General features: G+C 30.1%; 21 protein-coding genes and 1 pseudogene. 2 read left to right on the forward strand and 20 right to left on the reverse strand.

Annotation, left to right across the window (positions count from 1 at the left end):
• Positions 1 to 144: 144 nt before the first annotated feature.
• Positions 145 to 1515 (forward strand): tetratricopeptide repeat protein, encoded by a 1371-nt coding sequence (locus bpuSUM_RS01310; protein ID WP_247065442.1) that lies wholly within the window; start codon positions 145 to 147, stop codon positions 1513 to 1515.
• Positions 1516 to 1520: 5 nt separating this feature from the next.
• On the opposite strand, the gene bpuSUM_RS01315 is transcribed toward bpuSUM_RS01310, so the two are convergent.
• Positions 1521 to 2768 (reverse strand): peptidoglycan DD-metalloendopeptidase family protein, encoded by a 1248-nt coding sequence (locus bpuSUM_RS01315; RefSeq protein WP_247065443.1) that lies wholly within the window; start codon positions 2766 to 2768, stop codon positions 1521 to 1523.
• A 64-nt stretch (positions 2769 to 2832) separates the two neighbouring features.
• Between bpuSUM_RS01315 and lepB the strand changes: the two genes are divergently transcribed.
• Positions 2833 to 3336: a signal peptidase I gene (gene lepB / locus bpuSUM_RS01320; RefSeq protein WP_283848850.1), complete on the forward strand. Its 504-nt coding sequence runs from the start codon at positions 2833 to 2835 to the stop codon at positions 3334 to 3336.
• Between the two features lie 67 nt (positions 3337 to 3403).
• On the opposite strand, the gene bpuSUM_RS01325 is transcribed toward lepB, so the two are convergent.
• The 19 genes and pseudogenes from bpuSUM_RS01325 to bpuSUM_RS01415 all read right to left on the reverse strand — a co-directional run bounded on the left by bpuSUM_RS01325 (position 3404) and on the right by bpuSUM_RS01415 (position 19748).
• Complete coding sequence (locus bpuSUM_RS01325; RefSeq protein WP_247065444.1) at positions 3404 to 4891, reverse strand: Hsp70 family protein; 1488 nt, start codon at positions 4889 to 4891, stop codon at positions 3404 to 3406.
• Positions 4833 to 5388 (reverse strand): annotated as a pseudogene (locus bpuSUM_RS01330) (hypothetical protein). Before bpuSUM_RS01330 ends, bpuSUM_RS01325 begins: the two are co-directional and overlap by 59 nt.
• 21 nt (positions 5389 to 5409) lie before the next feature.
• Positions 5410 to 5721 carry a hypothetical protein gene (locus bpuSUM_RS01335; protein ID WP_247065445.1) on the reverse strand — a complete coding sequence of 104 codons (312 nt, stop codon included), beginning with the start codon at positions 5719 to 5721 and terminating at the stop codon, positions 5410 to 5412.
• A 24-nt stretch (positions 5722 to 5745) separates the two neighbouring features.
• Positions 5746 to 7644 (reverse strand): FapA family protein, encoded by a 1899-nt coding sequence (locus tag bpuSUM_RS01340; RefSeq protein WP_247065446.1) that lies wholly within the window; start codon positions 7642 to 7644, stop codon positions 5746 to 5748.
• 2 nt (positions 7645 to 7646) lie between these two features.
• A complete protein-coding gene (locus bpuSUM_RS01345; protein WP_247065447.1) occupies positions 7647 to 8132 on the reverse strand; it encodes a hypothetical protein in 486 nt (161 codons plus the stop codon).
• A 5-nt stretch (positions 8133 to 8137) separates the two neighbouring features.
• Positions 8138 to 9025 carry a MinD/ParA family protein gene (locus bpuSUM_RS01350; protein ID WP_247066255.1) on the reverse strand — a complete coding sequence of 296 codons (888 nt, stop codon included), beginning with the start codon at positions 9023 to 9025 and terminating at the stop codon, positions 8138 to 8140.
• 12 nt (positions 9026 to 9037) lie between these two features.
• Positions 9038 to 10204: a flagellar biosynthesis GTPase FlhF gene (flhF, locus tag bpuSUM_RS01355; RefSeq protein WP_247065448.1), complete on the reverse strand. Its 1167-nt coding sequence runs from the start codon at positions 10202 to 10204 to the stop codon at positions 9038 to 9040.
• A 4-nt stretch (positions 10205 to 10208) separates the two neighbouring features.
• Positions 10209 to 12299, reverse strand: coding sequence for a flagellar biosynthesis protein FlhA (flhA, locus tag bpuSUM_RS01360; RefSeq protein WP_247065449.1), 2091 nt, complete (start codon positions 12297 to 12299; stop codon positions 10209 to 10211).
• Between the two features lie 8 nt (positions 12300 to 12307).
• Positions 12308 to 13429 (reverse strand): flagellar biosynthesis protein FlhB, encoded by a 1122-nt coding sequence (gene flhB, locus bpuSUM_RS01365; RefSeq protein ID WP_247065450.1) that lies wholly within the window; start codon positions 13427 to 13429, stop codon positions 12308 to 12310.
• Positions 13426 to 14214, reverse strand: a complete 789-nt coding sequence (gene fliR, locus bpuSUM_RS01370) for a flagellar biosynthetic protein FliR (RefSeq protein ID WP_247065451.1) — start codon at positions 14212 to 14214, stop codon at positions 13426 to 13428. The genes flhB and fliR overlap by 4 nt, the downstream gene beginning before the upstream one ends.
• 14 nt (positions 14215 to 14228) lie before the next feature.
• The gene (fliQ, locus tag bpuSUM_RS01375) at positions 14229 to 14492 is read right to left on the reverse strand and encodes a flagellar biosynthesis protein FliQ (protein WP_247065452.1); all 264 of its coding nucleotides are present in this window, start codon (positions 14490 to 14492) and stop codon (positions 14229 to 14231) included.
• A gap of 9 nt (positions 14493 to 14501) precedes the next feature.
• Positions 14502 to 15266, reverse strand: a complete 765-nt coding sequence (fliP, locus tag bpuSUM_RS01380; RefSeq protein WP_247065453.1) for a flagellar type III secretion system pore protein FliP — start codon at positions 15264 to 15266, stop codon at positions 14502 to 14504.
• Positions 15267 to 15275: 9 nt separating this feature from the next.
• Entirely contained in the window at positions 15276 to 15920 is a 645-nt protein-coding gene (locus bpuSUM_RS01385) for a flagella biosynthesis regulatory protein FliZ (RefSeq protein ID WP_283848851.1), read from the reverse strand.
• Positions 15913 to 16257 carry a flagellar motor switch protein FliN gene (fliN, locus tag bpuSUM_RS01390; protein ID WP_247065455.1) on the reverse strand — a complete coding sequence of 115 codons (345 nt, stop codon included), beginning with the start codon at positions 16255 to 16257 and terminating at the stop codon, positions 15913 to 15915. Before fliN ends, bpuSUM_RS01385 begins: the two co-directional genes overlap by 8 nt.
• A 49-nt stretch (positions 16258 to 16306) precedes the next feature.
• A complete protein-coding gene (fliM, locus tag bpuSUM_RS01395; RefSeq protein WP_011772235.1) occupies positions 16307 to 17365 on the reverse strand; it encodes a flagellar motor switch protein FliM in 1059 nt (352 codons plus the stop codon).
• Positions 17366 to 17384: 19 nt separating this feature from the next.
• Positions 17385 to 17918, reverse strand: coding sequence for a flagellar basal body-associated protein FliL (fliL, locus tag bpuSUM_RS01400; protein WP_247065456.1), 534 nt, complete (start codon positions 17916 to 17918; stop codon positions 17385 to 17387).
• Positions 17919 to 17959: 41 nt separating this feature from the next.
• Entirely contained in the window at positions 17960 to 18745 is a 786-nt protein-coding gene (motB, locus tag bpuSUM_RS01405) for a flagellar motor protein MotB (RefSeq protein WP_247065457.1), read from the reverse strand.
• A complete protein-coding gene (locus bpuSUM_RS01410) occupies positions 18745 to 19530 on the reverse strand; it encodes a motility protein A (RefSeq protein WP_247065458.1) in 786 nt (261 codons plus the stop codon). Before bpuSUM_RS01410 ends, motB begins: the two co-directional genes overlap by 1 nt.
• Positions 19527 to 19748, reverse strand: a complete 222-nt coding sequence (locus bpuSUM_RS01415) for a flagellar FlbD family protein (protein ID WP_247065459.1) — start codon at positions 19746 to 19748, stop codon at positions 19527 to 19529. Before bpuSUM_RS01415 ends, bpuSUM_RS01410 begins: the two co-directional genes overlap by 4 nt.
• Between the last annotated feature and the right edge of the window lie 13 nt (positions 19749 to 19761).

The raw sequence follows: 19761 nt of genomic DNA on the forward strand, positions 1-19761 counted from the left end.
AATTAAACTATAACAATAATATAATATAATTAATACTATGTTCAACTTACAAGTAATCTTTTATTAAACAGAGAAAATACTCAAAGACTATAAACTACTGTTTTATATGATATTACTAAATATGACTTTTTAGGAGAAGTTAGGGTGCTACCGTTATTCATAATACTTTCTTCAGCTGCAATATCTCTTTTGATATTTTTATTCTTCAAAATTGCAATATCAAACACAAAAATAAGAAAAAAAGGTAAACATAATAAAACAAAAAAATTAACAGACAAAGCTATAAACATATTAAAAACAAATCCAAACGAAATAAATGCCTTACAAACCCTAAACGATTATTATTATTCCAATAAAGACTTTGAAAATGGTATTAAATATGCCAAAAAATTATGCCAACTTATAGAAGAAAATCCTACAAATCAAAGCATAGATTCTTTTAAGGCTTTCTTAAGTTACGGTTTTTATAATCTTGAGAGGAATTTTAATGCAGAAGCATTGAAATTACTTAAAAAAGCATACCTCTTGAAAAAAAACGACGTAGATGCAAATTACTACCTTGGAATAGCCTTCCTACGAAATACACATTATAAAGAAGCACTACATTATCTCACAAAAATATATAAATTTGATAAAAATAACAAGGATGCCTTAAAATATATAGGAATAATACTCTTTCATACGGAAAACTATACTAAAGCTGTTGGGATATTTAACAGCATAAGCAAATATATACAAAATGACGTAGATGCTCTATTAGCATATGCCCAATCTCTATCCCAATTAAATCAGGACCGACTTGCATTTTCAATTGCAAACAAAATAAGAAACAAAGATGGAAGGATATATGAAGCTCTTTTAATTGAATCTGAAATCAATTCAAAAAATCATAACTTAGCAAAATTAGAAGATAACATTAGAGAAATGATGAAAATCAAACCTGATTTACCAACAAAAACATTCCTTAAACTATTTTACAAACTAGGAGAGCTGTATATAGAACATGAGAACTACAAGAAAGCAACTGAAGCCTTTACTCGGGTTGAAAGGATCGATCCACAATATCAAAAAATTACTGAAAAATTAGAATTTAGTAAAAAACTAAATGAAAATTTAGCATTAAGAATATATCTTAGAAGCCCAAAAGAAAAGTTTGATAATTTAGCTAATGCAATTATCCTTAAACTCTATAAAAACAAGTTTCAAGTAAGAGATAAAAAGATAAATGAAATAACTTCACAATTTATAGACATAAATTTTCAACTATCAAATAATCAATGGGAAGAAAATTTAATAGTCCGATTTGTAAGAACAGATCAAAAAAATTTTGGAGAATTATTCCTAAAAGACCTTATTGCAAAAACCAAAGAGAGCAAATTAAAAGGACTCTGTATTGCACCAGCTACATTTTCTGATAAAGCCAAACAAATCATTGAAGGTAGGTTAATTGACCTCATAGAAGGAAAGAAACTAATACAAATATTAAAAACATTGGATATATCAAAATACGTATAGACCCGCTATCTGAGATATTTCATAGGATTTCCCGTTTTTCCATCTTTAAAAATAGTAAAATGTAAATGATTGCCCGTGCTATACCCTGTACTTCCCATACGTCCTATTATTTGTCCTCTTGAAACTTTCTGTCCGACTTTCACTGCAAAAGAACCTAAATGAGCATAAAGAGTTTGAAAACCATTATTATGAGAAATGATAATATATTTTCCATATCCTCCAACACTAAATCCAGCTGTTACCACAATACCTTCTTTTGTTGCAAAAATAGGTGTATTAGCTACATTTGCAATATCAATCCCATTGTGAAAACTAATAATTTTGGTAAAAGGATCAGGACGATAACCATAACCTGAGGTAATAATACCTTGAGTTGGAAATAAAAAAGTCTCGCCCAAAGCATTTCTAAGTAATTCTTTAGCCATTCTTCCCCCAGGAATAAACAATTTTTGACCTAAATACAAAACTTCATTATCAAGATTATTAGCATCAAGAATATCTACTTTGGGAATTTTATATTTTTTTGCAATTGATGAGAGAGAATCACTTTTCTCAACAGTATAAAGAACGCCTTTCATATTAGGCACATTAATAACAAAATTAGGCTTAATGCTCCTTACATCTTTAATATCATTATAAGAAATTAGAGTTTCACTCGTTATGCTATATCTGGCTGCAATATGAGAAAGTGTCTCCCCAGGATTAATTTTATGTTTAACTACCTTTAAAACAAAAGGTTTCCTTACAGTTGCCTCATAATTATTTGTATCCACTCCAAATAGATGATTATTGATCTGACTTAAATCTTGATCGCTATAATATAAAAAAGTATCAATAAAATAATCCTTGGGAAAACTCAGTTTATTTAAAAAAATGTACGAACCATAATACGAAAAAATATTCAAGTAAAAAACTAATACTAAAACAAAAATTATCGCATTAAATCTAAAAATAAAACTATAAGTTAGACTGATATCATTAATCATTTTAAGTCGAATCTTATTATAAGAAGATCTATACTCATAATTATCAATGATTACCATCCTACCAAATAAAGTCAAAAATAATAACTGAATTACTTCTAAAAGTTTTTTTGGAATATTCATAAAACGAAAAAATTTTTTCCGTTTTTTTCTATGAAAGTCACGAACATTACCAAAATCTCTCAATTCAAAATTACCTTTAATAGACCTATCAAATAAAAAATTTCTATTTCTCTTTAATACATTCTGATCCTTTTTTGGTATAATCATGATATGACTCATTATACACTAGAAATTTCAATTTGCTAAAAGATCTCAATTGGAAATTTAAAAAGTGATCAAAACTTATAAACAAGTATTAATACCCATTATACTGGCTTTATTATTAATGATATCAATCATCAAAATATCTCTGTCTTTTCATTTAGTCAAAGGTTCTTCAATGTCACCAAAAATTTTAGAGAAAAATTGGATAATCAATAACAAACTAGCTTATGGAATAAGACTAAAGAACAGCAAAACATATATTGTGTTATGGAGCTTGCCTAAAAAAAACGAAATGGTACTTATTAAAGACCCTATAACAAAAAAAATATCCATTAAAAAAATTTTTGCCATACCAGGCGAAAAATTTACAAAGCTACCACAAAATGTAATATCCATACATAATTTAAACTTTAGTATAAATAAAGAATATCTAAAAAATTTAGAAAATATATATATCCCAAAGGATCATTACCTGGTAATAGGAGAAAACAGAAAAGTTTCCCTTGATTCAAGAGAATATGGATTTATAAATATCAATGATATTATTGGAAAAATAATATACTGCCTGTAAAAAAAAATTATAATAACAAAATTAATATCTCAATTTAAATAAATGTTCAAGTCAATTTAATAATATCTTATGACCCCCTATTAGATCCCATATCTTCTAATGAAGCAAGAACACCTTCGTTTTCAAAACCACCCTCAAAAGAAGAACTTGTCATTCTTATTTGAATTGACTTAGAAGCATGCGTATCTAAATCTTTTGCTGAAATGCTTAAAATACCACTCTCATCCAAACTAAAAAGTATCTCTATCTTTGGAATACCTCTTAAAGACTTTTGTATATTACTAAAAAAGAACCTACCTATAGAATAATTTAAAGATGCTTTCCTATACTCACCTTGAAGGACATGTATCTCTATCTCTTCCTGATAATCATTAGTTGTTGTAAAGATTTTTCGCTCACAAACAGGTAATAAAGTATTTCTCTTAATCAACGTAAAAAATCCATCATTACAAGTTTCAATGCCAAGAGAATAAGGCGTTACATCTTTAAAGTCAATAAGAGTACTATTATTTGAAAGACTAAAAGCATGAATTCCCGCACCATTTGCAACAACTTCGTCTTGATTTAAAGAATCCAATACTTCAATTTTAGGAAAAATTTCCTTCAATCTCTCTTTAACTAAAGGAATTCTTGTTGAACCTCCTGAGAGTATTATTTTTGAAATACGTTCAAGATCAACACCTGAATCGGCAATACATTCATTTGTAAGACTAATAGTTTTCTCTATAAATTCCTTGATCATAGAATTAAAATCATCTCTCTTAAGTTTATAATTCAAATGTTTGCCATTAAGAAATGGTAATACAATACTAACCTCATCCATAATAGATAGACTTTTTTTAGCTTCTTCAATTTTGTCTCTTATCTGTTCAATAATAACAATATCATCTAAATTAATATCAGGATATTCTTTCTCAAAACTGGTTAAGACATGTCTTTCTATGACTTCATTAAAATTATTTCCACCAAGTTTATTCTCGCCCTTAATTGCAAGAACAGTATAAGTATCATTTTGTTTTTCTAAAAGAGTAACATCAAAAGTTCCACCCCCAAGGTCATAAACAAGAAATAATCCATCTATTTGTTTTTCAAAAGCATAAGATAGAGCGGCTGCTGTTGGTTCATTAAGTATTGCACGACATTTCAATCCCGCAAGACTTGCAGATTCTACAACACCTCTTCTTTGAATTTCAGAAAAATAAGCGGGAACAGTGATTACAACATCACAAATCTCTGTACCTAAAAATTTCTCAGCATTCATCTTCACATTTAAAAGTAAATAAGAAGCAATATCCTCAGCTCTATATGTATTACTACCCACTTCATAAGAGATTTCGGTACCTATATCAACTTTGAAATTATAAAAAGTCTTATCTGGATTTACCAATATTTGATGTCTAGCAATACTACCAACAATAACACCAGAATCTGTAAAAGACACAATAGAAGGTGTCATTCTCTCACCCCTATCATTTAATATAACCCTAGAATTAGCATCAAAATAAGACGCTACAGTATTTGTAGTCCCAAGATCTATGCCTATCCATTTTCCCATCAAGTACCCCTATGAATTGAAACAATTAATTCAATTTCACCCAAATCCAATTTCAACTTTTTAGCAATAACTTCTAAAGACATCCCTTGCTCATAAAGTGAAATAACTTGTTGGCGAATATTATATCCTTCCTTGATTATATTTTTCTCAATAGTAGGTATTGAATAATCTAAATTACTCTTATAAACACCACTATCCCCTTTCATGCTAAAATTATTACTTCCAATTGAAACCGAATGAGCATTAAATCCCAATAATCTTTGATCAAGTATTTCTATCCTCTCATCAACTTCCTTAATAATCCTATTTAAGCTTTCAATCTTTATTTCAATAATATTTATATTCCTATCAGTTGCTTGATTAATTTCAATAATAGTTTTATCTACCTCACTCCTAAATTTCCTAAGTATACTATTAGATTTGATTTTCAAACTAATATAAACATGAAAATATATAAAAATAAATATAATCAAAATAAAACAAAAAACAACAAACATACAGAATGTCCTATACTTAAACTATCGCTCAATATCAATGTTTCTTCCAATTTTTGGATCATGAAAATTAATATCATATATGCCAGGCGAATTTCTCTTAGCAGTCTTAACCTTTGACATTGTAATATAATTGTCATTATTATTCGTGATCTCATCAGTCGGATATATGCTATTTATTTCAGAATCAACATGATAACTCTTGCTTTGATTTAAACTCAGATTTTTATTCTCTCTTATCTCCTTCTTCCTTAAATCTTCATTTGAAATTTCACTAGTCTTAAAAGCACCTTGTGTAATTATCTTTACAATTTCAGATGAACCATTAATATCCATAAAACTCCTCCTACAATTTACAACCTATTTAGATTTAAAAGGAACATAAGCTAACATTTTAATAACATTGTCATCCTCTACAAAAGTAATATTATGATAATCTCTTGGAAGTTCATAATAAGCATCTTTAATATATAACTTAACGCCAGTATAAGCTATGTATTCAACAAAAATTTTGCCATCAATCTTACTATCTTCAAGTGCATCTTGTAAACTTTCTTGCTTATCTTTTACCATCTTTATTTCCAAAATTAAAATATCTCGCTCATTAATAAGCTCATTACAACTCTCAATTTTTAAAGATTTCTCAGCTTTATCAACAGTAAATTGAATGTTCTTCTTTAAAACAGAAATATCTTTTGTTAAAACTTCCAACCGTTTCTCAATCTTCACAAGATATTCAGTAAATCTAGATAGTAAAACTTTTATTTCAGGATCACACCCAACACAAATAGAAGTCTCAGCATTACCCTCAGATCCAATAGAATATGCTCGAACCTCTTCTCTTGCACGAATATCAGAACCAACTATCTTAGATTTTTTTCCAATGCAAAGCACCTTCTTTGTACAAGAAACAAATGAATTGACAATTCCTCTTATAACTTCAATATCGCCTTCACATCGTACATTAACATTTTCTAAAAATTTGGACTTAATAGACTTCTTTGCACAAATCTCTGAACCACCCTTTCCATTAGCCCCACTGCGAAGAACAATAGAACCATCCGTTCTCAAATTACACCTACCAACAAGTCCATTGACTTCTATTCCACTCTTAGCCATAACATTATATCCATCTAAAACACTTCCCTTAACAAGAACCATACCATTATTTACTATATTTCCAGTACCAGGTCCAACATCACCCTCAACAACATAAACATCATGCACAGAAATAATACCATTTGCAATAGATATATACCCATCACATCCTGCAATAATCTTATTTCTTTCCATGAAGGTATTATCTCCTAAAATCAAATCTAGCTCTCGACCATGCTCTGCGCTTAATATTTTTCCAAAAACAGTATACCCTTCAATACCCTCTGATAAGGGAATAACTTCTGCCAATTCATCTCCTCTATTAACATTTCTAAAATCATTACCTATAGCACCATACTCACCTGAAGACTTACTCTTAGCAACAAAATTAATATAAGCATCTCTTCCTTTAACAGGATTTACTCCCCTTGCCATCTCAACTGGTTCACCATAAAAAGGATAATCTACAAATTCTTTTATTCTATTCTTAAGCAATGCTCGATCTGATACTCCATATTTTTTAAGAATACTATAAATATCTTTTTCCAAAACTTCAGCACCATTAGGTCCAGGAACAGTAAATTCAATAGTTACTGACATTGAATCTTCTGATATATGAACCATCATAGTTACACTCTCAACAAGATCAGCCTCAAAAGTAGATACTTGTTCATACTTACCATTAGAAGCCTCAACAACCGATCTAACAAAATTTTCATCCAAATCTTTAATGTTACTATATGAAGCAAATTTATCCATTACATCTTTAAACTTAACAACACTCCCATCTCCTTGAGCAGGAGTAACCTTCAAAAATACCCCCTTGAAAGTTTTCCTGATAAAAAATTTCCCATCCAGAGACGCAACTTCTTCAAATTCACTTTGTGAACTCAAAACATCAGTAACACCAAACTTTGAATAAGAATTTTTATAAGCAACTATTTTCCACTTTTTCTTACCATATCCAAATAGTCCATTATTTCCACGTACCAAGACCTCATAATTCAAGTCTTTATAAGGAAGTGAAAGTTCTAAAGAAGCATCATTTAAAGCCTCTTCAAGCGTATCTGATTCCACCTCTATTAAATTAATACGATTTTCTCTTTCTAAATAATTTTTAATTCTATTCCTAAAATCGGCAAAATCGCTAATCTTAGCCATAATTATTCCTTTTTATTAATCAAAGTCTTAATAGTCTCAGCAACAATTTTTGGATCAGTATTCTCAACATGTGAAATTTGATCTAATAACTTACTATTTAATTTACTCTTTTTAACAACTGTATCATAGTTACTCAATTTTTCTGAAAGACTATAATTGTCATTATCACCACTTTTATTCTTATCAAGAGTAATATTTTTAGAAAAAGAGTTATTACCATCTGTTTCAAGCTTACAGTTACTATCCTCATCAATATCCTTCTTCCTTGTATCATCACTCAAACTATCATCTTGAAACAGATCATACAAATACTTCTTGTATATAAATTCAAGTAAAAGCCCAATACAGAAAAAAACTATAAACTGAAAAACCGCTCTAAACAATACTATCATAAAAGACACGCGAGCAAAAATGCCAAGAATCACCGCAAGAACAAATGCAAACGCACTAAATAATAAAACATAATTGCGTCTCTTAGTAAATAACATATTACCTATTCCATCCCAAAAAATTTAGATATAAAACCTATGACACCCCTTCTTTTTTTATTATCAAGAGTAATTTCTTCAAGAGCTGCCACAATAGAATCAAGACAATAACTAGCCTTACTATTGGGATTTAATAAAATAAAAGGCCTCTGTTTAAAAACAGAATTTCTAATATTTTTATCTTCATAAACATATCCTAAATAATCAATATTCAAATTCAAAAACTGACTTGATATATCAATGACTTTTTTAGCCACTAATTTTCCCTCACTTAAATTAGCTACTCTATTGACAACCAGTCTTAAATTTTTTAAATTTTCCATTTTATGAGATAAAACCTTGATTATGCCATAAGCATCTGTTATAGAAGTAGGTTCTGGTGTTGTAACAATAACTACATCATCACTAGAAAACAAAAACGAAATAACCTGTCTTGAAATTCCAGCACTGGTATCTATTATCACTATATCATATTCATAAACTTTTAATAACTCCTTTATAAACTGATTCATCTCAGTCTCTGATAAATCTAAAAGTTCTGTTGTCCCAGAAGCACCAGCTAAAAGATCAATACTATATTCTGTCTTTGTTATTACATCCTTAATACCTCGCCCTTGCATAATCATGTGATAAATACTATACTTTGGAATGACTCCAAGTAAAATGTTAATGTTAGCCATGCCAATATCTGCATCAAAAACTAAAACTTTTTTACCAAGATTTGCATACTTAAGAGCAAGACCCACAGCAATATTACTTTTGCCAACACCACCTTTACCACTAGTAACGGCAATAAATCTTGTTCTATTATTTTGAATTTTATCATCAATAACAAAACTAGCCCTATTATTCAATCTCATAATATCACGTAAACTTTGAGCCTGATCTTCTATCATATATTATCCTTAATAATAAGATTTACCTTTTAGCTTCCGAAGAAATTCAACATCATCACTTATTCTATATCCATTTATTTTTTTGATAAAGGTAAGCGGTTCTGCAATACTAATATTATGAGGAACAATTTGCCCATCAGTAACATAAGAAACTTCCTTTCTCATTTCATGAATTAAACTTATTAAATTACCAACACATGTTGTCTCATCTAACTTAGTAAAAATCACGGTCTTGTAGCTAAAGGGAGAAAATTGATGAAATATTTCTTTAATATCTGCCGTCTTTGTAGTAGAGCTCACAGCCAAATGAAATTCAGCATCACGACCACAAGCATTAAGAAGTTCTTTCATCTCAGCAAGTTTCATAAAATCTTTAGGACTCTTACCAATTGTATCAATAAGAACAAGATCAAAATCCTTTGACTGTGTAATTTCTTCTTTTAAATCTTTAAAAGATTCAATCGCCTTAACAGGAATCCCCATAATATCACCATATGTTTGAATTTGTTTCTTAGCTCCTATACGATAGTTATCAATGGTAATAATCTTAATATTCAAACTTTTATCATCACCATTAATTCCATAGATCGCTGCAAGTTTTGCAATAGTAGTGGTCTTCCCAACACCCGTTGGTCCAACTAAAATAAAAATTCTTTTCTTAAGATTATCAATAATAGAACCTGAACATTTAATAGTCTTAGCAATGTATATTATAACACTATCTTTAACTTTATCATAATCATCAAGATCTGATAAACTAAACTCTCTCTTAATAAAATTATTAATATCTCTAATATAACTTTCGGAAAAATCATTACTACGTAAAATATCTTCTATTTTTAAAATCGTTGGATGATTAATTTGTTCCTTTTTATGTGCAAGTTCATTTTTCAGAGATTTAACTTCCTTAATTACATCCTCAATTGAAGAACTCTCTTCTTTTTTAATGCTTTGAAGAATTTTACGTTTCTCCTCTTCGACATTTATTTGCTGTTGTCCAATGTCATATCTAACATAACCCGAAACTTCAATCCAATCTCTACTAAATAAGCCAAATATTCCTCCATGAGCTATTGTTTTATAAGTCATAACTCTAGCATTCTTTCCGTATTTCCTCTTAACCGTTTCTATGACCTCATTATAGGTTGGACCTCTTTCTGTAAAATACTGAACCATAATACTACTCTTCAACCTCTACTGTTTTAAGCACATTAACTTTAACATTTTTAGGAACCTCTAAAACAGATATAATAACAATATCTGGAAGTTCTCTACTGGTTAAGACCCTTATTACAGGTCGTGCAGATTCACTCGATAGTATAACAGGATAATATCCTTGTGATTGAACCTCATTTACAAGTCTAAAAAGTTCATAAATAAATTTAGTCTTTAAATTTGGCTCAAGAGAACTTATAAGATCGTTATTGGTCTCAAATCGTGAATCAATTATTTTTTGCTCAAATTCTGGATTTATTGTTATCACATTAAGTTCTAAATTAGAATTTAAATATCCACTAACTATCTGCCTTCCAATTGCTTGTCTACATTTTTCAATTAAAAAAAATGTATCTTTAGTAATACTCGTAAAGTCTGCTATTGTTTCAAAAATTGTAACTAAATTACGTATTGAGACTTGTTCTTTTAAAAGACCTTGTAACACTCTTTGAATCTCTCCCACTGAAAAATTCTTTAAAACTTCTTCAACAATAGCTCCATAATCTTTTTTAAAAATGTCAAGAATATTTTGAACATCTTGACGTGTCAAAATCTCATAAGCATGCCTCTTAATAAGCTCAGTCATATGAGTAGCAATAATTGAAGGAGGATCAACTACAGTATAACCCAATTTTTCAGCAATTTCCCTCCCATTGTCATTTACCCAAAGAGATGGAAGTCCAAATGAAGGATCTTTTGTAAGATCTCCTTCAATACCAGAATCAGATCCCACATTTATAACCAAAAATTTACCCAACTTAATTTCCCCATGGCCAATCTCTACTCCCCTAAGCTTAAATGAATACTCATTTGGTTCAAGTCGCATATTATCCACTATTCTAATCTTAGGCACAACTATTCCCAATTCAAGAGCAATTTCACGACGTATTTTCACAATACGATCAAGAAGTTCTGAGGTCTTTGAATCATCAACTATTGGAACAAGATTATATCCAATCTCTAAAGCCAATGGATCTAGTGGCACTACAGGAGCAATCTCCTTATCAGCATAACTTAATATTTGCTCTTCGGCTTTTTGTCTCTCATGAAGTTCCCTATTCTTATCTAAGTTAGACAGTGAATAAGCTAAAAAGACCATCAACACACCTAAAAGAATAAGTGTTAATGTAGGGAACCCTGGAAGAAATGCCAAAAATAATAAAAACCCAGATACAATCCAATAAATTCCTGAATAAGAAGTAAATTGTTCAATAATCTCTACTCCAAAACTATTCTTTGATATCGATCTAGTAACAATAAGACCTGTTGCTGTTGAAATTAACAACGCTGGAAGCTGAGACACAAGTCCATCCCCAACAGTCAAAGACACATAATTATTAACCGCATCGCTAAAACTAAGTCCTTGAAGAGTAACCCCTATTATAAGTCCCCCAAGAATATTTATAAGCGTTATTAAAAATCCAACCTTCACATTGCCTGATACAAATTTAGAAGCACCATCCATAGCACCATAAAAATTTACTTCAGCCTGCAAATCATTTTTCTGCCTTGTAGCTTCCTCTTCTGTTAAATTTCCAGAACTATAGGCAGAATCAATAGCCATCTGTTTTCCAGGAAGAGCATCAAGAGCAAAACGAGCGGCTACTTCAGCAACTCTTGTAGCACCCTTAGTGATAACAATAAATTGAACTGCAATTATAATAAGAAATATTATAAAACCAACAAAGAGACCTTGAGTTCCAGAACTTCCAACAACAAATGTTCCAAAGGCCCTTATCATTTGACCATCAAAACTTATTCCTTTTATCAAAATTAACCTAGTAGAAGAAATATTTAAAACAAGACCAAAAATAGTCATCACAAGTAAAAGCGTTGGAAAAACTGAAAAATCAAGTGAACGTTTAGAATAAAGGACAATAAGCATAACTAAAAGACTTATTATCAAATTAACTGCAATCAAAGCATCTAAAATAAATGCAGGAAGTGGCAAAATAAAACTAGCAACAACAAGTATTAAGCCAACTGAAACTACCAAGTCCGCTTTATTATTAAGTCCAAAATATACTAATACAGAATTTTTTCTTGCATCCAACAACTTAACCTCTAATTAAATTTTTTAGCAATAGAATACACTTTCACAAGAATTTTAGAAACAATTTCCCAATATTCTCTTGGAATTTCTTCATTAACATCAACATTAGCATAAAGATCCCTTGCAAGAACCTTATTTTCCATCACAGGAATATTATTCTCACTGGCAATTTGTTTAATTACAAATGCAATTTCATCTTGCCCCTTCGCAAGCACCCTTGGTGCTAACATAGTATTACTATCCCACTTAATAGCAACAGCAAAATGTTCCGGATTCGTAATTACTACATCCGCTTGAGGAACCGTTATTTTTAAATTAGCGTTCAAAATCTCTCTCATTCGCTCCCTCATTTTAGAACGAAGCAGAGGATCTCCTTCCATTTCTTTTCTCTCTTGCTTTACCTCTTCTTTTGTCATTTTCAAATTTTCAATATAACGAGTTCTTTGAAAAAGATAATCCAATATACTAATGCCCATCAATACTATTATTGAAAAAAAACATATTCTGTAAGCAAGACTTAATATAACAGAAATACCATCTTCAAGACTATATTCAAACATTCTTGAGATTTTACCTATATTACTTCTTAGCATTATATAATATATAAAAGATATTATAGCAATTTTTAATAAACTTTTAAATAAATTAAAAAAAGCATCAAATGAACCAAAAGAATTTTTAATCCACTTTGAAAAATTTGGACTTACTCTATCCCACTTGGGAACTATAGGTTTAAAGGTTATCAAAAAACCAACTTGCACAACGTTAATTAAAAAAACAACTATAAACGATATCAAAAGAAATGTAATAACATATCCAAACATCGATCTAATATATGCAAAACCCAATAAATAAATACTAATCGACATTATCTCTGGAAGCTTACTAGCCTGCCACCTAAAAACATCCATTAATTCGTAAGAAAAATAAGATAACATAAAGAAAAAAACAGCAAATAATATGCAAAGAGTAACTGCTATATTAATTTCAGTTGATTTTAATACTTGCCCCTCTTCTCTTGCTTTTTGTTTTTTTTGTTCAGTAGGAAGTTCAGTTCTACCCTCATCCTCTGAGGCAAAAAAATTAAGAGGTATATACCAATTTTTACTTAAAAATTCATTTCTAGTATTCATTTTAAGGTCTCAGAAAATAAATTTAAAGCATTACTCATAGATTCTAAAGCAAGTTCAATTACTCTCTTAACAGACATCACCAAACTTGGAAAACCAATATATAAAATAATTAATCCCAATCCCAAAGAAACTGCAAAACTAATCATTAATAAATTAATCTGGGGAGAAGTCTTTGAAAGTATAGCTAAAATTAAATATAAAAGTAAAAGAACTCCCAATATTGGAAGAGCAATTATCAAAGCTTTTTCAAAAAGAATAGCAAAAGAATAAAATATCAACTTAATAAATTCATAACTCTTTATATTAACCATATTTTCAACTCTAACATTTAAAACAGAATCATGCACTCCAATCATAAAGAAACGCAACAAAACATTATTTGATAAAAATAAAAGCAAAAAAAGACAAGTAAATATTTGAGATATTACCAAATTATCCTCTTCTGCAAAAACATCGAAAATATTTGCATAAGCAAGACCCATCTGATTTGAGAAAAAAAATCCAAGTAAATGAAAAACACTAAAAATTATGCTTACAAAAAAAGCCTGAATAAGACCTAAAATGGCTTCTCCTGCCAATATCAACGTAAATGCAATCAAACTATCTAAAGGATAAACAATATTTATCTTATCTACAACAATAATAGACAAAATTAAAGCAAAGAAAAAATTTAAATAACTCATTCTTATAGTTGCAAAAAAAGGTGAAAACCTTAGAAAAAGAAAAATTCTAACAAACACAGGCAGGATCACAAAAGATTTTAAAACTAAAAAATTCATATTCATACTTTAATCCAACATTATATATTTTGTATTTGACTAAAAACCATAAAAGCAAAAAGCATAAGCTTTTTTAAAATCCAAGGACCAAATATGACAAGAGTTAAAAGTATTATAATAATCTTGGGAATAAAACTAAGTGTTTGATCTTGAATAGATGTAACAGCTTGAAAAATTGAAATTATAAGACCAACTATAAGAGCTATAATCAACATTGGCGCTGAAAGAATAATAATATTCTCAATGGAAATTCTAATTAAATAAATAATTTGTCCTGTTGTCATTTAAATCCTTCACATAAAGCTTTTTACAAGCCCACTAGTAATTAAAGTCCAACCATCTACCATTACAAAAAGCATAAGTTTGAATGGTAAAGATATCATTACAGGCGGCAACATTATCATTCCCATTGCCATTAAAACGGCAGCTACAATAATGTCTATTACTATGAATGGTAAAAATATTAAAATGCCCATTTTAAAAGCAACTTTCAGCTCATGCAAAATAAAAGATGCAATAAGAACATGAGTAGGAACTTCACTAAAATTCTTAGGCCTGGGGTAATTACTAATACTCATAAACAATCTAATCTCTTCATGCTTACTATTAGACATTTGCTTATACATAAAATTTCTAAGAGGAGTAATTCCCCTATCATAAAATTCATTAAAACCTATTTTTGCATCCTGAAGAGGTAAATATGCTTCTTTATATATTATGTTAAAAGTCGGCCACATAGTAAAAAGAGTTAAAAATAAAGCCAATCCCATTATTACCTGATTAGGAGGTGATTGTTGAAGTGATAATGCCCTTCTAATAAAATCTAATACTATTGCTATCCTTAAAAAAGAAGTCATCAAAACTAAAAAAGCCGGAGAAAGAGTTATTATAGTTAATATCAATAACAGTTGCAAAGGAAAAATTATTCCACCACCAACATAATTTACAAGATCAACAAACGGAAAATTTAAACCAGTAGTAGTTTGCAAAGATTTAGTTTGAGCAAATGAAAAATTTATAACTCCAAGAAATAAGAAAAAACTTAATTTTTTACTCAAATTTAACCTCTAAAACTTTTTCAGCCTATCTTGTTTGCTTTTTAAAGAAGTCTCAATATCATTCTCCAATGCCGCATACTCAGTCTCATCAAACAATAATTCATCTTTTCTGTTCTTACGCAATACTTTATTAAAAACTGACTTAAATGAAGTTATATCACTAAGACTTTTAGCTTTATTAAGCTCAAATTTTAAATTATCTAGTTCTTCACCCTGTTTAATCTCTCTTAGCAAAATAGAAGAATTACTTGATATTAAAAATACATAAACATTACCTAGTATATTGATAACCCTTACAGAATTTTTATTGTCTATTTCATAAAAAACAAGCTCTCTTATAAAATCTGATTTATAACCATTTTTAACTTTCTTATGATTTAGAATCATTTTTTTAAACAAAAAGATACAAATAAGAAAAAAAAGAAAAAACAAAAATATAGTAACTAAATCTGAAATATTGAAAAGAGATATATTTTGTATATCTTTATTATTCAAATTAGCCTTATCACCCTCAAATATCGGTAAATTAACCTCACTCTCTAATCTAGAAGAAGAAATATTTAAATCAACTTCATCCTCCTGTGCAAACAAATTTTTTAAAAAAAATATAAAAAAAATTAAAAACACAAATTTAAATAAAGTTAATCTACTCATTTTTAATTTTAATTATTTCGGTAATTCTAACACCAAAATTTTCATCAATTACAACAACCTCTCCTTTAGCTATCACTTTGCCATTTACCAAAATATCTACAGGCTCACCAGCAAGCTTATCAAGTGTAATGATCGTCCCCTCAGACATACCAAGTATATCTTTTATTTTACGCTCAGTTCTACCAAGTTCAACAGTGACTTGCATAGAAACATCCATCAAAAGACCAAAATTACTAGGATCAACACCTTCAGGCAAAGTATCAATTAAATCAGGAAGTTTAACACCCTTTATCTCAGGTTTCTCTTCACTAATATCACTCTTATCATCTATAGCCATTAATTCACCTCTTCACTAAACTTATTAACACATTTAAATTTTTAACAACCTATTCAACCTCTTCCGTGAGCTCCTTTAACAAATCAAAATCCTCTACTTCACCAACTTTTTCTGTAACCTGCACTGAAATCTTATTTCCAACAAGACCCATTCTACACTTAAATTTCTGTTTAGTCCCTACCTTTAAGATTAAATCCTTATCTATTGGAGAATTTTCAAGATTAAGAACATCACCTTTTGCTAAGGATAATATTTCTCTTACCTTTAATTTAACTTCTCCGATTTCAGCCACCAAAAGCATATCTGTATTCTCAAGCTTTTCTCTAAGGATGTCAAGATTTTCACTAGTAGTGCCCACACCAATTAAAGAATGCCAATATCTTGTTGAAAGCTTAGATACAATAGGCTCTATTGTAATATAAGGCAAACAAAAATTCATAAGCCCTTCAACTTTACCTATCTTAACTTCAAGAGTTACTAAAATAACCATTTCTGTTGGAGGAACTATTTGCGCAAATTGAGGATTAACCTCTATGTGCCCAAAACGAGGCCTAAGATCCACTACCTGCGACCAAGCTTCTCTCATGTTAGCAAGTATACGGATAATAACACTTTCCATGACAGACTGTTCTATTTCTGTTAAATCTCTACTCTTATCCTTAATAGTATCTCCATCTCCTCCAAAAAGTCTATCAACTATTGCAAACGCAATGGTTGGATCAACCTCAAATATAGCAGAACCCTTAAGAGGATCCATGTTAATTATTGCTAAAGTAGTAGGATTTGGAATAGATCTAATAAACTCTTCATAAGTCAACTGATCAACTGAAGCTACATGTACATGAACCATCTTCCTCAAAAGTGCTGAGAGTGAAGTTGTAGTATACCTTGCAAATGCTTCATGAAAACTTGACACTGTCCTTACTTGCTCTTTTGAGAATTTGTCTGGTCTTTTAAAATCATAAACTTTAATTTTCTGTTTCTTGCCCATAGGACTAGATATGATATTAGAAAGCGAATCATCTGATGATAAATTATCAGATGAATTAATAGATTCTAAAAGACTGTCTATATCATCTTGTGATAATGCTCCCGGATTACCTGCCATTCAAAATTCCTTTTAAAAATCACATATCAAAAATATCAATTTGTGTTAATGCTATTTCTTTTATTTCACCATTTCGAAGAATACTATTAATTCTAGCCTTAATTTCCGCCTTAATCTGACTTTCGTTCTTTATCTCTTGTCCTGTTCTTTGACTAAAATATTCTCTAATAATATCTTTTAACCGAACTTTTTGTCTTCCAAGCTCACTTAAAATATTTACATTATTCTCAGCATAACCTAACGCAAGTTTTATTACAAAAGTCTTTGGAGGAGTATCTTGAGTAGTTCCCCTAATTTCATCTATGCTTTCATACCATATAAGCATAGGGGGTTTGCCCAAATATTCATTAGAAAAAATTGGAAAATTATTAGGTGCCCCACTTTGACTTACTACCATCTTAGAAACAAAATAAGCAACTATTATCATAATAACAACAGTAAATAGTCCTATTGCTAATATTTGCAAAATTTTTATTATAATATCAGGTAGCAAGCCCATTCTTTTATTATCCGCACCACCTACATCTATACTACCATTATCTCTCTCAGGCATATTACCTCCTATAAATTTCTTCTTTCATTACTAAAACATCATTATTGACTAATACCTTTAGTAGAACTCAAAGAAGCATCACTAGTAATCAAAATATCTATTCTTCTATTATAAGCTCTACCTTCAGGAGTATCATCTGTGGCAACCGGTCTACCTCCCGCAAATCCAGACACCTCAAATTTACTCTCAATGCTTTGTATCTTAGACTGATCGGTATAATTCAAAATCTGCTCTAACATATTTACTGCTCTTGCCGATGAAAGCTCCCAATTACTTTTCCAAATTCCATTTATATTAACATCAACATTGTCTGTATGTCCTTCGATTTTAAAATTATACCCTTGATTATCCAAAAACCCAATAAAAGAAGCTATCTTTTGTATAGTCTCCCTATTATCATCAAGTTTAACCTCAGCACTAGCTGACTCAAAAAAAGCATCGGCCAAAAGAGACACAACAACACCACGTTCATAATGTCTTACAATAACCTTATTAGACTGAATCTTTTCAATTAATTCAATAATAGACTTATTTTTGGACGCCTGAGAAGCTTGTTTATTCTTCCCAGTAGAAGGTAAAAACATAAAACTATTACTCAAATAAGAAAGTTTATTAATATCTAAGGTCTTTCCGCCCTTAAAAAATCCGGACCCTGTAAACGAAGCTGACATTATTTTTAATACATTTTCTTTGAGAATAATATCATTTAACGAAAACATAGTAACAAAAAAAACAAGTAACAAGGTAACCATGTCTCCATATGTTAACATATACTCAGGAGCACCTCCTTCACACTTTGAACGCTTCTTCCTATCTCTCAATGACATCACTCACCCCCAAGAATACCGCTTCCAAGCTGACTCCTATCTTTAGGAGTTAAAAACGTTACCAATTTTTGTTCTAAAATTCTAGGGTTATCCCCTGCCTGAATTGATAAAATACCTTCAACAATCATCGTCTTCACTGATGCTTCCTCAATATCTATAGACTCTAATTTAATTTGAATAGGAAGCAACATTAAATTTGCCATTATTGTACCATAAAGAGTTGTAATAAGAGCAACAGCCATAGAAGAACCAAGAGCTGATCTGTCTTCTAAATTTCCAAGAAGAGCTATAAGCCCAATAAGCGTACCTATCATTCCAAAAGCAGGAGCAAGCTTCGCCCAAGTTCCAAAAAGATCAGCACCAATCTTATGTCTCTCTTGCATTTGATCAAGTTCAAGATAAAGCATAGTTCTAATTATCTCAGGATCAGCACCATCAACGACAAGTCTCATTCCAGACTTAAAAAAAGGATCATTGATTTGATCAAGTTCATCATCAAGAGATAAAAGCCCTTCTTTTCTGGCTTTTTCTGAGAGTTCAACTAAAGTCTTTATAATGGGAACTTTACCAAAAGAACTCTTTTTAAAGAAAAATCCCAGATATGTAGGAATTCTCTTTACAGTGGAAATTTCTGAGGAAGCCACAAGTGCAGAAAAAGAACCAACAACTGTAATAAATACAGAACTCAAATCCCAAAAAACCCCTAATCCTGTAGGAGTAAATGCCATAGAAATTAAAATAGCACCAAATCCAACACCCCACCCAACTATACTAGCTAAATTCATAGCTCAACTCCCTTATTCTCTTGTGTAATTCTGTCTAACAAACCAATCTCTCTCCTATATACCTTGATTTTATCAACAACCTCTACTACATCTTCTTTTACAATCAATTTTTTACCATTCATAAGAAGAATCGTAGTATCAGGATTAGCCTCAATACTCTCAATATGACAAGGATTTAAATAATACCCATCGCCATTAAGTTTAGTTACATAAATCATAAACTAAAACAAA

Source organism: Borrelia puertoricensis (assembly GCF_023035875.1).
Taxonomy (GTDB): Bacteria; Spirochaetota; Spirochaetia; order Borreliales; family Borreliaceae; genus Borrelia; species Borrelia puertoricensis.

Coding starts and splice junctions, on each gene's coding strand:
- bpuSUM_RS01315 (WP_247065443.1), bottom strand. CDS start 2,768: ATGATTATACCAAAAAAGGATCAGAATGTATTAAAGAGAAATAGAAAT.
- bpuSUM_RS01325 (WP_247065444.1), bottom strand. CDS start 4,891: ATGGGAAAATGGATAGGCATAGATCTTGGGACTACAAATACTGTAGCG.
- bpuSUM_RS01335 (WP_247065445.1), bottom strand. CDS start 5,721: ATGGATATTAATGGTTCATCTGAAATTGTAAAGATAATTACACAAGGT.
- bpuSUM_RS01340 (WP_247065446.1), bottom strand. CDS start 7,644: ATGGCTAAGATTAGCGATTTTGCCGATTTTAGGAATAGAATTAAAAAT.
- bpuSUM_RS01345 (WP_247065447.1), bottom strand. CDS start 8,132: ATGTTATTTACTAAGAGACGCAATTATGTTTTATTATTTAGTGCGTTT.
- flhF (WP_247065448.1), bottom strand. CDS start 10,204: ATGGTTCAGTATTTTACAGAAAGAGGTCCAACCTATAATGAGGTCATA.
- flhB (WP_247065450.1), bottom strand. CDS start 13,429: ATGAATACTAGAAATGAATTTTTAAGTAAAAATTGGTATATACCTCTT.
- fliR (WP_247065451.1), bottom strand. CDS start 14,214: ATGAATATGAATTTTTTAGTTTTAAAATCTTTTGTGATCCTGCCTGTG.
- fliQ (WP_247065452.1), bottom strand. CDS start 14,492: ATGACAACAGGACAAATTATTTATTTAATTAGAATTTCCATTGAGAAT.
- bpuSUM_RS01385 (WP_283848851.1), bottom strand. CDS start 15,920: ATGAGTAGATTAACTTTATTTAAATTTGTGTTTTTAATTTTTTTTATA.
- fliN (WP_247065455.1), bottom strand. CDS start 16,257: ATGGCTATAGATGATAAGAGTGATATTAGTGAAGAGAAACCTGAGATA.
- fliM (WP_011772235.1), bottom strand. CDS start 17,365: ATGGCAGGTAATCCGGGAGCATTATCACAAGATGATATAGACAGTCTT.
- fliL (WP_247065456.1), bottom strand. CDS start 17,918: ATGCCTGAGAGAGATAATGGTAGTATAGATGTAGGTGGTGCGGATAAT.
- motB (WP_247065457.1), bottom strand. CDS start 18,745: ATGTCATTGAGAGATAGGAAGAAGCGTTCAAAGTGTGAAGGAGGTGCT.
- bpuSUM_RS01410 (WP_247065458.1), bottom strand. CDS start 19,530: ATGAATTTAGCTAGTATAGTTGGGTGGGGTGTTGGATTTGGTGCTATT.
- bpuSUM_RS01415 (WP_247065459.1), bottom strand. CDS start 19,748: ATGATTTATGTAACTAAACTTAATGGCGATGGGTATTATTTAAATCCT.